9 protein-coding genes are annotated in these 11,712 nt (G+C 72.2%); 3 read left to right on the top strand and 6 right to left on the bottom strand.

What is annotated here, in order from left to right:
* The first annotated feature begins 23 nt into the window (after positions 1-23).
* The 3 genes from ASF58_RS07435 to ASF58_RS07425 all read left to right on the top strand — a co-directional run bounded on the left by ASF58_RS07435 (position 24) and on the right by ASF58_RS07425 (position 4,576).
* Positions 24-1,076: an aliphatic amidase gene (locus ASF58_RS07435; RefSeq protein ID WP_055949747.1), complete on the top strand. Its 1,053-nt coding sequence runs from the start codon at positions 24-26 to the stop codon at positions 1,074-1,076.
* Between the two features lie 190 nt (positions 1,077-1,266).
* Positions 1,267-4,203 (top strand): PAS domain S-box protein, encoded by a 2,937-nt coding sequence (locus tag ASF58_RS07430; RefSeq protein ID WP_055949746.1) that lies wholly within the window; start codon positions 1,267-1,269, stop codon positions 4,201-4,203.
* Between the two features lie 154 nt (positions 4,204-4,357).
* Positions 4,358-4,576, top strand: a complete 219-nt coding sequence (locus tag ASF58_RS07425) for a hypothetical protein (protein ID WP_162242033.1) — start codon at positions 4,358-4,360, stop codon at positions 4,574-4,576.
* Positions 4,577-4,887: 311 nt separating this feature from the next.
* Here the strand turns inward: ASF58_RS07425 and ASF58_RS07420 are convergent, their stop codons facing one another.
* The 6 genes from ASF58_RS07420 to ASF58_RS07395 form a co-directional block, all read right to left on the bottom strand.
* Positions 4,888-5,691, bottom strand: coding sequence for an inositol monophosphatase family protein (locus ASF58_RS07420; RefSeq protein ID WP_055949742.1), 804 nt, complete (start codon positions 5,689-5,691; stop codon positions 4,888-4,890).
* A gap of 56 nt (positions 5,692-5,747) precedes the next feature.
* Positions 5,748-6,686: a choline kinase family protein gene (locus ASF58_RS07415; RefSeq protein WP_082512898.1), complete on the bottom strand. Its 939-nt coding sequence runs from the start codon at positions 6,684-6,686 to the stop codon at positions 5,748-5,750.
* Between the two features lie 19 nt (positions 6,687-6,705).
* On the bottom strand, positions 6,706-7,680 hold the full coding sequence (locus tag ASF58_RS07410) for a phosphotransferase (protein WP_055949739.1): 975 nt from the start codon (positions 7,678-7,680) through the stop codon (positions 6,706-6,708).
* Positions 7,677-8,975 (bottom strand): Zn-dependent hydrolase, encoded by a 1,299-nt coding sequence (locus tag ASF58_RS07405; protein ID WP_055949737.1) that lies wholly within the window; start codon positions 8,973-8,975, stop codon positions 7,677-7,679. The genes ASF58_RS07410 and ASF58_RS07405 overlap by 4 nt, the downstream gene beginning before the upstream one ends.
* Entirely contained in the window at positions 8,950-9,702 is a 753-nt protein-coding gene (locus ASF58_RS07400) for a DeoR/GlpR family DNA-binding transcription regulator (RefSeq protein WP_055949735.1), read from the bottom strand. The genes ASF58_RS07405 and ASF58_RS07400 overlap by 26 nt, the downstream gene beginning before the upstream one ends.
* Before the next feature lie 438 nt (positions 9,703-10,140).
* A complete protein-coding gene (locus ASF58_RS07395) occupies positions 10,141-11,685 on the bottom strand; it encodes an amidase (RefSeq protein WP_055949732.1) in 1,545 nt (514 codons plus the stop codon).
* Positions 11,686-11,712 lie beyond the last annotated feature (27 nt).

Genomic DNA, 11,712 nt, shown 5'->3' with positions numbered 1-11,712 from the left:
TCTGGAAACCGGAGGATCACGCCATGATGCACGGAGACATTTCGTCGAGTCAGGACAGCGTCGGCGTCGCCGTCGTGAACTACAAGATGCCCCGCCTGCACACGCGGGAGGAGGTCCTGGAGAACGCCGCCAAGATCGCCGACATGGTGATCGGCATGAAGTCCGGCCTGCCCGGCATGGACCTGGTGATCTTCCCCGAATACTCGACCCACGGGATCATGTACGACGCGGCGGAGATGTACGAGACCGCCACCACGATCCCGGGGCCGGAGACCGACATCTTCGCCGCCGCCTGCCGCAAGGCGAAGGTCTGGGGCGTGTTCTCCCTCACGGGCGAGCGCCATGAGGAGCACCCGAACAAGGCGCCCTACAACACCCTCATCCTGATGAACGACCAGGGCGAGATCGTGCAGAAGTACCGCAAGATCATGCCCTGGACCCCGATCGAGGGCTGGTATCCGGGCGACCGCACCTACGTCTCCGACGGCCCCAAGGGCCTGAAGATCAGCCTCATCATCTGCGACGACGGCAACTACCCGGAGATCTGGCGGGACTGCGCCATGCGGGGCGCCGAGCTCATCATCCGCTGCCAGGGCTACATGTATCCGGCCAAGGAGCAGCAGATCCTGATGTCGAAGGCGATGGCGTTCGCCAACAACACCTACGTGGCGGTGGCCAACGCCGCCGGCTTCGACGGGGTCTACACCTATTTCGGCCACTCGGCGGTGATCGGCTTCGACGGCCGCACCCTCGGCGAGTGCGGCGAGGAGGAGATGGGCATCCAGTACGCTGCCCTGTCGAAGTTCCTGATCCGCGATGCCCGCGCCCACGGGCAGTCGGAGAACCACCTCTTCAAGCTGCTGCATCGCGGCTATACCGGCATGATCGCCTCGAAGGAGAACCGGCACGGCCTGTCGGAATGCCCCTACGACTTCTACCGCCGCTGGATCGAGGATCCCGACGCCGCCCGCGACGCCGTGCGGGCCATCACCCGCCAGAGCGTGGGCACCGAGGAATGCCCGATCGAGGGCATCCCCTTCGTCGGCAAGGGCGAGGGCCCGCCCGACCCGCGGTGAGCGGCGCTGTGGCGCGCGCGCCACGCCCGATCCGGATCGAGGGCCGGTTCCGCCGCCGCGGGGCCGGCCCTCGCCGTTTCGCGGCGGCGGGTCCGCCTCGCCCGGTTTGACCCGGGCGGGCAGCCCCTCTACCGCCCGTGGCGAGACCCGTCGCCCCTGATCGACACCCCGGAAGGATGGACGTCCCGGCATGAGCCAGCCCGAGACCGACGCGCTCCTGCGCCGCGCCGCGGATCTGGAGCGGGACGCCGCGCGCCTGCGGGACGCGGCGCGCCGGTCCGCCGGAGAGCCGGGCGCTGCGCCGGACAGGGCCGCGCCGGGGTCCGACCCGGTGCCGCACCGGCAGGCGATCCTCGACAGCACCACCCGCTTCGCCATCGTGGGCACGGATCGCGACGGGGTGGTGACCGACTGGAACGCCGGCGGCGCCCGCATCTTCGGCTGGAGCGCCGCCGACATCCGCGGGCGCAACATCGCCGACCTGTTCACCCCCGAGGATCGCGCGATCGACCGGCCCGGGATCGAGATGCGCCTCGCCCTGGAGCAGGGCCGCGCCGAGGACGAGCGCTGGCACCTGCGCGCCGACGGCACGCGCTTCTGGGCCTCGGGCGAGATGATGCCCCTGCGCGACGGCGACGGCCATCACATCGGCTACGTCAAGGTCGTGAGCGACCGCACCGCGGAGCACCGGGCCGGGGACGCCCTGCAGGACGCCGAGATGCGCCTGCGCCGCGCCCAGGAGGCCGGCGGCATCGGCGTGTTCTCGGTCGGCATCGACGACGGCATCCTGCATCCGACCCCGGAATTCTGCCGCCTCTACGGCCTGCCCGAGGCTGCGACCTACCCGGCCTCCACCTTCGAGCGCCTGGTCATCCCCGACGATGCCCACCTCGTCTCCACGGCGGAGAGCCGCCGGCGGGGCGAGCCGCCCCGGGACGTCGAGTACCGCATCCGCCGGCCCGATACCGGCGAACTCCGCTGGATCGCCCGCCGGGGCGAGATCGAGCGCGATGCCGCGGGGCGCCCCCTGCGCTTCTCCGGCATCGCCCGGGACGTCACCGAGGCGCGTTCCGCCCGGGACGCCCTGGCCACCAGCGAGGCGCGCTACCGCGCCCTGTTCGAGGCCGTGGACGACGGCTTCTGCATCATCGAGTTCTTCGACGGACCGCACGGTCCGGCCAGCGACTTCGTCCATCTCGAGGCCAATGCCGGCTACGAGCGCCACACCGGCATCCCGAACATCGTCGGCCGCACCCTGCGCGACCTCGCGCCGGCGGAGGCCGAGGGCTGGCTCGAGCTCTACGGCGGCGTCCTGCGCACCGGCACCGCGATCCGGTTCGAGCGCGCCTTCCCCCTGGCCGGGCGTCACATCGAGGTCTCCGCCGCCCGGATCGAGCCGGCGAGCCGGCGCCAGGTCTCGGTGCTGTTCCGGGACATCTCGGCCCGCCGCCGGGCGGAGGACGCCCTGCGCACCAGCGAGGCGCTGGCCCGGGAGAACATCGAGCGGGTGCAGCTCGCCCTGGCCGCCGGGGCGATCATCGGCACCTGGCTCTGGGACCTGCCGACCGACCGCTTCAGCGTCGACGAGGCCTTCGCCCGCAGCTTCGGCCTCGATCCCGCCGCCGGGCGCGAGGGCCTGAGCCTCGCCCGGGTGGTGGAGACCGTGCACCCGGACGACCGCGCCGGCCTCGCCGAGGCCATCCAGGCCGCCATCGCCCGGGGCGGCGCATACGCGCACCAGTACCGGACCCGCCGCGCCGACGGCCGCTACTACTGGCTCGAAGCCAATGGCCGCGTCGAGCACGGCCCGGACGGGACCCCCCTGCGCTTTCCCGGCGTGCTCATCGACGTGGAGGAGCGCCGCGCCGGCGAGGCCGAGCGGGCGCGGGTCACCGAGCAGCTGCGCAGCCTGAACGAGACCCTGGAGCAGCGCGTCGCCGAGCGGACGGCCGAGCTGATGCGGGCCGAGGAGGCCCTGCGCCAGTCGCAGAAGATGGAGGCGGTGGGCCAGCTCACGGGCGGCCTCGCCCACGACTTCAACAACATGCTGGCGGGGATCGTCGGCTCCCTGGAGCTGATGCAGACCCGCATGCTCCAGGGCCGGGTCGGCGACCTGGAGCGCTATATCGGCGCCGCGCAGGGGGCGGCGCGCCGGGCCGCGGCCCTGACCCATCGCCTCCTCGCCTTCTCGCGCCGTCAGACCCTGGCCCCGAAGCCCACCGACGTGAACCGCCTCGTCGAGGGCATGGAGGAGCTGGTGCGCCGCACCGTGGGTCCGGCGGTCTCGGTGGAGGTGGTGGGCGCCGCCGGCCTGTGGCCGACCCTGGTCGATCCGAGCCAGCTCGAGAACGCCCTGCTCAACCTCTGCATCAACGCCCGCGACGCCATGCCGGAAGGCGGCCGCATCGTGGTCGAGACCGGCAACCGCTGGCTCGACGCCCGCGGGGCCCGCGAGCGCGACCTCGACCCGGGCCAGTACGTCGCCCTCTGCGTCTCGGACAACGGCACCGGCATGACCCCGGACGTCGCCGCCAAGGCCTTCGATCCGTTCTTCACCACGAAGCCCCTCGGCGAGGGCACCGGCCTCGGCCTCTCGATGATCTACGGCTTCGCCAAGCAGTCGGGCGGCCAGGTGCGGATCTATTCCGAGCCCGGCGAGGGCACGATGGTGTGCATCTACCTGCCGCGCCATCTCGGCGAGGCGGAGGGGGTGGAGACGGTGCCGGACCTGTCGGAGGCGGCCCGGGCCAAGGTCGGCGAGACGGTGCTGGTGGTTGACGACGAGCCCACGGTGCGGATGCTCGTGACCGAGGTGCTGGAGGATCTCGGCTACGCCGCCATCGAGGCGGCCGACGGCGCCTCGGGCCTCAAGATGCTGCAATCCGATGTGCGCATCGACCTCCTCGTCACCGATGTCGGCCTGCCCGGCGGCATGAACGGCCGCCAGATGGCGGAGGCGGCCCTGGTGTCCCGCCCGGGCCTGAAGGTGCTGTTCATCACCGGCTATGCCGAGAACGCCGCCCTCAACCACGGCCACCTCGCCCCCGGCATGCAGGTGCTGGTCAAGCCCTTCGCCCTGGAAGCCCTCGCCACCCGCATCCGCGGCCTGATCGAGGGCGCCGACTGACGCTCCGGGACCGGGCGGGTCTCGTGTCCCCCGGCGATCGCTGCACGCAGGGCAAGACTACCGTCGTTAGCATCTTGTTAAGATCCTCGCGCTGAAAGTGGAACGCTCAGCAACGACCGGAAACAACACATCGAAGGGGACCGAAATGCAGGACTTGGGCTTCAAATCGCTCCTGGTTTTGGCGAAGATTGGCTACGAGCTGCGCGACGAGTTCGCCCATACTTTCGATGATGATGTCCGGCGCGCCTTCGGCCCGCTCCTCGACGCCCTCGACGACAGCGCCGGCGTGCTCCGCCTGGTGGCCTCGGACGAGAGCTGGGTCAGCGACGCCGCCTTCTTCGAGGCCCGGGGCGCCGTCGGCCTCGGGCACTGAGCCCTCGTTCTCGCCCTCGCCCCCGGGCGCCGGACCGGATCGCCGATGCCGTGTCCCCCTTGCGGGAGCAGCCCTGATCGACCCCCAGTCCAGGGCGGTTCCGCCGCTGTGAGGGCGGAGCCGGATCGCGGCCCTCGGCAGCGGTACGACGGACTTTATCACCTGCAAGGCTGGGCGGTCGCGGCTGGTGCGGCCTCGCCGGCGACGTTCGCGGGCAGCCCCGCGGCATCCCGGGACGGCGCAGCGGAGCCCGGGATCCAGACCCGCAGGGGGGCAGAGCTTGCGAGCGTCGTCGGTTCGGGATGGTCGCCTCAGGCAAACCCCGTCAGCTGGCGCAACGCCGCCGCGTGCAGCTCCGGGTTGGCGGCGGCGATGACGCGACCGTCGAAGTCCGGGGTGAGCGGGCGTCCGGCCCAGTCGGTCATCACGCCGCCGGCCCCCTCCACCACGGGGGCGAGGGCCATGACGTCGTAGACCTTGAGGCCGGCCTCCACCACGAGGTCGCAATGGCCCGAGGCGAGGAGGCCGTAGGCGTAGCAGTCGCCGCCGAAGCGGCGCAGGCCCACGGCGGCGCTGAGGGCCGCGAAGGCCTCGGCGTCGGCCCCCTTGAACAGGTCGGGGGAGGTCGCGAACAGCCGGGCCTCGGCGAGGGCGCGCCGGCTGGTGCGGATCGGCTTGCCGCCGAACCAGGCGCTGCTGCCGTTGCCGTGCCAGCGCTCGGCCAGGGCCGGCATGTCGATGAGGCCGAGGATCGGCCGCCCGCCCCGCACCAGGGCGATCAGGGTGCCGAAGAGCGGCATGCCGGTGATGAAGCTCTGGGTCCCGTCGATGGGGTCCACCACCCAGGTCAGGTCGTGGGCGAAGTCGCCCCCCTCCTCCTCGCCGAGGATGCCGTGCCCCGGGTAGGCCTGGTGGATCTCGGCCCGCAAGCGGGCCTCGATGCCGCGATCGGCCTCGGTGACGGGGCTCGCATCGGCCTTGGCCTCGACGGCCAGGGGCGTGCGGAAGTGCCGGCGCGCCAGGGGGCGCACGCTGTTGGCGAGGTGGTGGGCGAAGGCCATCAGCCCATCGGGGGTGGCGTCGAAGCCCGCCGGTGGGGCGAGGGTCGGGAACATGGGATCGGCCTTGCGCGAAGGGGAACGCGGGAACGGGACGGCGGCGCGGGCGGCGGTCACAGCAGTCGCAGCCAGCGCGGCCAGTCGGGATGGTGGAACAGGGTCCGGGCCCGCGAGAGCTTCCAGGTCCCGTACTTGTAGTAGTCGAAGTCGAGGGTCGAGACCCGCTCCTGGATCATCGCCCAGGTCGCCCATTTGAGGTCGCCCAAAGCCTTCAGCACCTCGGTGCGGGCGTGGATCTGCGGGGTCCAGCGGCCCCAATAGGCCGCGATCATCTCGCGCTCGACCTCGGCCGAGAACGCCATCTCGTCGAACCACAGGGCGAGCTCGTAGGCGCGCTCGTTGTTGGAGGCGTACTCGAAGTCGACGAGGCGGACATGGTCCTGCCCGTCGAGCATGAAGTTGCCGGCCAGCGTGTCGTTCATGCAGGGTACGAGGTCGAGGCCCGAGGCCAGGAGCGCCGCCTTGGCCTGGCCGTAGCGGCGCATCAGGAAGGCCGCATCCGGCGGCACCCGGCCGCCGACGGCCTCGACCTGCCCGACATGCTCCTCGATCATGTCGAAGATCGTCTTGGTCAGGGTCAGGGCCGGCGCATCGTTGAAGGCCCGCAGGGCCCGGACCGCGTTGTGGCGCACGACCGGGCGCAGGAAGTCGAGGTTCGAGGAGGCCCGGAAGTCGTCCAGGAAGGCGAAGATCTCGACGCCGTCCTCGGGCAGGTAGTCGAGCACCGCGACCCCGAAGCCGCAGGCCTCCGCCCGCCGGCTCGCCTCGTGGGCGGCGTCCCGCGTGATGAACATCTCCGTGCCGCGTCCCGGGACCTTGAGGAAGACGTCCGTGCCCTCCCCCGCCTGGACCCGCCAGTTGGTGTTGCTGATGCCGCCCGAGACGGCGCGGTAGCGCAGGGGGGCGCCCGCCCAGGCCGGCACCCGGGCGAGGATCGCCTCCAGGGCCTGCTCGGCGGCGCCCCGCCCCTCGCCCATCCGTGTCCAGCTCATCGTCCCCTCCCCGCGGCCGTCACAGCTGGCGCAGCCAGAGCTCGAAGTCGCGCGCCGCCAGGGTGGTGCGCGCATGCAGCAGCCGCCACTGGCCGTACTTGAAGAACTCGATGCCGGGCCGGCGCACGGTCACGGCCCGGGTGATCCCCCACAGGCCCCACATCAGGTCGTCCACCGCGCCGTAGAGGCGGCAGCGGGCGAGCAGGGCCTCGGTGCAGCGCCCGGCATAGATCTCGATGGCCTGCCGGCGCTCCGGGTCGAACGCGGTGGCCTCGTTGAGGAGCGCGCCGACCTCGAACCAGGGGTCGAAGTCGCCCGCGAGGTCGAAATCCACGAGCCGGACCCCGTCCGGCGCGAGGCCGCTCCCTTCGAAGCGCAGCATGAGGTTCGAGGCGGTGCCGTCGTTGCGGCTGAAGCGGCGGTCGAAGCCGGCCGCCGCGATCGCCCCCCGGATCAGCGCGGCATCCGCCAGGAGCGCGTCGATGTCGTCGGGCACCGGGGCGGCGCAGGCCCGGGCCTCCGCCGCGAGGGCGGCGATCCGCTCGAACGGGCAGAAGGTCTGGCCCAGGGGCTCCGCCCCGTGCAGCCGCCGCAGGGCCCCGAGGACCTGCGCCATCGTGTCCGCATCCTGCAGGTCGCCGACCCGGGCGTAGCGCCAGGGCTCGGGCAGGTCGGCCAGAACGACCACGCCGTCGCCCTCAGCCCCACCTCCCGCCAGCAGGGCCGGCCCGAGGCCGAGAGCGCCGGCCCGGCGCGTCGCCTCCGCCATGGCGGGCCGGAGGTCGGCGGCCATGTCGGCGTGGCGCCGCTTGACGAAGACCGGATCGGCGCCGTCGCGCCGGACCCGGGCGCAGTCCGAGGCCACCGCCCGGTGGGTCGGGGACGCGACCGGCGCCGCCGCCAGGGCGATCTGCGCCGTTCCGGCTTCCCAGCCCGGGAGGCGCGCCAGGGCGGCGGCGATTCGCGTCGCGAAGTCGGGTTCGGGCGGCCTCATTCCGTCGGCTCCGGTTGCGCGGCCCGCACCGGGTCGCCGCCCCGGCGGCACAGGCGCTCGGCCGCCTCCCGCATCAGGGCCAGTCCGGCGGCGAGGTCGGCCGGGTCGGTGGCCTCGGCCTCGTTGTGGGCGATGCCGTCGATGCTCGGCACGAAGACGAGTCCGGTCGGACAGATCCCGAGGAAGCTCAGGGCGTCGTGCCCCGCCACCGTGTCCATCCGCAGGGCCCCGAGCCCCTGCGCCTCGGCGCAGGCGGCGACGAGGTCGCAGACCGCCTCGGGCATCGCCCGGATCGGGCGCTCGCCCCGGCTGGTGATCGTCAGCCCGGTGCCGGCCCGGTCCGCGGCTCCCGCCAGGAGCCGGTCGGCCCGGCCTCCGGCCTCCGTCAGGATGGCGTCGTCGGCGGATCGGAGCTCCACCGAGATCGCGACCCGTGCCGCGACCACGTTGGCGGAATTCGGCGCGACCTGGACACGACCTACCGCGGTATACAGCAGGCCGGGCCACGCGTCGGCCAGCGCCCGGATGTCCGCGATCGCATAGGCTGCGGCGAGCAGCGCGTCGCGCCGGCGCTCCATCCGTCCGGGCCCCGTATGGGCCTGAACGCCGGTGAAGACCGCCTCGATCTTGGTCGCGCCCCAGTTCCGGGTGACGATGCCGATGGTCCGCCCGGCCTCCTCCAGCGCGGTGCCCTGCTCCACGTGGATCTCGAGGTAGCAGGCCGGACGCGGCGGCGGTGCGTCGTCGCCCGCCAGGCCGATCGCCGCCAGCGCCGCGCCCAGGCTGATGCCGTCGTCGTCGCGGCAGGCCAGGGCCTCCGCCACCGTGTGCCGGCCGAGATAGGTGCCGCTGCCGAGGAGGCTCGGCCGGAAGCGGGCCCCCTCCTCGTTGGTCCAGTTCACGGCGCAGAAATCGGCGGTGAAGCGCGCTCCGGCGCGGCGGGCCGTCATCAGTCCGGCGCCCACCTGCAGGGCCGCCGCGACGCCGTAGGTGCCGTCGAGGCGGCCGGCGCGGCTCTGGCTGTCGAGGTGCGAGCCCATCATGACGAGGGGCGCATCCCCTTGGCCCGTCAGCGAAAACAGGCCGAACTGGTTGCCCACCGCGTCGACCCGCAGGGCGCCGCCGGCCGCCCGGACCCCCTCCGCGAACACCGCGCGGGCGGCCCCGTCCGCCGGGCTGGCGCAGAGCCGCGTCACGCCCCCCCCCGGGGTGGCGCCGCAGGCGGAGAAGCGTTCGAGCAGCTCCGCGAGGGCGCTCGCCGCGCCGGCCTCAGGTATGGATGGTCTCGATCTCATGCCGCGCGAACGCGTCCTGGAACGCCTCCGGCGGCGGCTTGTCGGTAACGATGCTCAGCTTCTCGCCGAGCCCGAAGGTGCAGAGATTGGCCTGCCGGCCGAACTTGCGGGAATCGGCGAGCAGGACGGCCCGGCGCGACTGCCCCCTGAGGGTCCGGCGCAGCACCGATTCGTGCTCCTCGTAATCCATCCAGCCGTGCTCGAGATCGCAGGCCGCGATCCCCATGAAGGCGATGTCGAAGAAGTAGCGCTGCGCATAGGCCACGGTCTCGTAGCCCACCAGCGCGTTGTCGTTGCTCCGCAGGGTGCCGGGCGTCAGGTTGACCCGGGCCGGGCCGCCGCCGAAATGCAGGGCCACGTCCACCGAGTTGGTGGTGATCGTGAGATTGCGCCCGGTGAGCCGCCGCGCGAGGGCGAGCGTGGTGGTGCCCGTGTCGATGAAGATCGACATCCCGTCCAGCACCAGGGCCTCGGCCAGGACCGCGACCCGCCCCTTCTCGCGGGTGTTGAGCTTGCCGCGCTCCTGCAGCGGGCGCTCCTGGTCGAGGCGCGGCGGCACGGCGCCGCCATGGATGCGCCGGAGCAGGCCACGTTCCTCCAGCACCTTCAGATCGCGGCGGATGGTCTCCTCGGAGACCTTCAGGAAGAGGGCCACATCCGCGACGCCGACCCGGCCGGTCCCGTGGAGGCGGGACAGGATTTCCTGGTGGCGATGATCCGTCAGCATGCTCGATGGCCGTCCTACCGTTCACCCGATGATAACGGTGATCCGTGGCCGCGGTCGCGCGGGAATGCGGAAGCGGCATGCGGTATCCCATGCTCGTTCGCGTTGTAATGCAACCGGAATGATGCATCGGCTCTCGCATTTCGTTTTGAGCGCGTATGACTGCTCGGTCAGAAACCACACCCACAGGCCGTACCCCGAAACCCGGCGGCACCGCCGAGGACGGCCGGCCCACTGCCTCTGCGCAGTTCGCCCGCCCCCGGCGGGGGCATCGACCGGGTCGCTGACGGAACTTCTCCGCTGACCGACTACGCCGCGTTACGGGATGGAGGTCAAACGGAAAATGTGACGTTTGTGGGCTATGTGGTTTTATTGCTTATCAACAGGGCCGCCTGCCGGTCCGTTGAGCAATCCTGCCCGCGCGGTACACGCGACCGAGCCTCAGCCGATCAGGTCCGGAGCGCGGCGGTGACGCGTCGCCTGCTCGTAGTCGTAGGCGAAGCCGAGCAGGTCGGCCTCGCTCCACATCCGGCCGACGAAGATCAGGTTGAACGGCGCCCCCGAGGCGTAGAACCCGGCCGGAACCGTCACGCCGGGCAAGCCCGCGATATTGATCTCGCACACCGTGGTCTCGTTGATCGCCTCGTCGCCGTGAAGGGGGGGAAGTTCGTTCCGCATCTGCGGGAAGACGAGGCCGTCGAGCCGGTTCGCATCCATCACCGTGTCGAAGATCGCCAGGTAGGCCTCCCGCAGGGTGAGGAAGGCGGAGAGATCCGGCGGTACGGTCGGGTTGGCCAGGATCGGCGCGAAGGCCGGGATGCTGTGCAGGTAGCGCAGGACGCCGATGGGGCCGAAGGCATCCTCCGCCTCGGTGGCCGCGGCGAAGGCCTCGACGCTGCGGAGGGCGGCGCTCGGGCCGAGGCGCTGCAGATAGAGGTGCAGGTCGTAGGGCACCGATTCCATGCCGCGGGCGTCGAAGTGGTTCAGGCCCGGCGTGGGGCGGCCGAGCCCGGCAAAGCCGGTCCCGGCGAAGGGATCGGCCACCAGCGTGGCGCCGCGGGCGGTGATCTCGTCCTGCGCGCGGGCATAGAGCGTGCCCGCCTCCGGGGAGAGCGGCAGGTCGCGCCAGCCCGGTCCGAACAGGCCGAGGCGCTGACCCTTCAGCGCACCGGTGTCGAGGCGGGCGGTGTAGCCGCCCCCGGGGCGCTTGCCGATGCCGGCCACGGTCTTCGGATCGGCGGGTGTGTAGCCCGCCAGCACGTCGAGGGTCAGCGCGGCGTCGCGCACGCAGCGGGCGATGGGGCCGACCACGTCGCGGGTGCTGCCGGCGAGCGGCACCACGCCGGCATTGGGCACCAGGGCGAAGGTTGGCTTGATGCCGACCAGACCCTGCGCCGAAGCGGGATTCTGGATCGACCCGCCCGTCTCCTCGGCGAGGCCCAGCACCGCGAAGCTGGCACCGACGGCGGTCGCCGTCCCGGCGCTGCTGCCGCCCGGCAGGCTCTCGGGCGCTGCCGAATTCAGGGTCGGGCCGGCCCAGCTGTCGTTGGCGTGGCTGCCGGTGGCGCTCAGCACCGGCACGTTGGTCTTGCCGAGCATGACGCAGCCGGCGGCCCGCATCCGCGCCACCACGGGCGAGTCGGTCTCCGGGATGAGGTCGACGCCGCCGGCCCGGGCGCTCAGGAAGTGCCAGCCGGCGGTGGTCGGCAGGCCGGCCATGTCCATCGGGTCCTTGATCACCACGGGGATGCCGGCGAGGGGCCCCAGGGCCTCGCCGGCCGCCCGCCGGGCGTCGATGGCGCGGGCATCGGCCAGGGCATCCGGGTTCATGATGATGAGGGCGTTGTAATGCGGGTTATGCGCCGCGATGCGATCGAGGAAGGCCTGCGTCAGCGCCTCGGAGGTCACACCGCTGGCAAAGGCGTCGGCCGCATCGGCCAGGGTCATCTCGACCACGTCGAAGGGGCTGTGTGTCGTGGCATCCATTCCGGAGGTCTCCTGACTGGAACAAGA

Origin of the sequence: Methylobacterium sp. Leaf125, from assembly GCF_001423085.1 — a bacterium.
Taxonomy (GTDB): domain Bacteria; phylum Pseudomonadota; class Alphaproteobacteria; order Rhizobiales; family Beijerinckiaceae; genus Methylobacterium.
The sequence above is the reverse complement of the archived record's forward strand: the minus strand, read 5'-3'. Positions and strand labels throughout refer to the sequence as shown.

Excerpts from the sequence above, each read along its gene's own strand:
- ASF58_RS07435 (WP_055949747.1), top strand. The coding sequence starts at position 24 with ATGATGCACGGAGACATTTCGTCGAGTCAGGACAGCGTCGGCGTCGCC.
- ASF58_RS07430 (WP_055949746.1), top strand. The coding sequence starts at position 1,267 with ATGAGCCAGCCCGAGACCGACGCGCTCCTGCGCCGCGCCGCGGATCTG.
- ASF58_RS07420 (WP_055949742.1), bottom strand. The coding sequence starts at position 5,691 with ATGTTCCCGACCCTCGCCCCACCGGCGGGCTTCGACGCCACCCCCGAT.
- ASF58_RS07415 (WP_082512898.1), bottom strand. The coding sequence starts at position 6,686 with ATGAGCTGGACACGGATGGGCGAGGGGCGGGGCGCCGCCGAGCAGGCC.
- ASF58_RS07410 (WP_055949739.1), bottom strand. The coding sequence starts at position 7,680 with ATGAGGCCGCCCGAACCCGACTTCGCGACGCGAATCGCCGCCGCCCTG.
- ASF58_RS07405 (WP_055949737.1), bottom strand. The coding sequence starts at position 8,975 with ATGAGATCGAGACCATCCATACCTGAGGCCGGCGCGGCGAGCGCCCTC.
- ASF58_RS07400 (WP_055949735.1), bottom strand. The coding sequence starts at position 9,702 with ATGCTGACGGATCATCGCCACCAGGAAATCCTGTCCCGCCTCCACGGG.
- ASF58_RS07395 (WP_055949732.1), bottom strand. The coding sequence starts at position 11,685 with ATGGATGCCACGACACACAGCCCCTTCGACGTGGTCGAGATGACCCTG.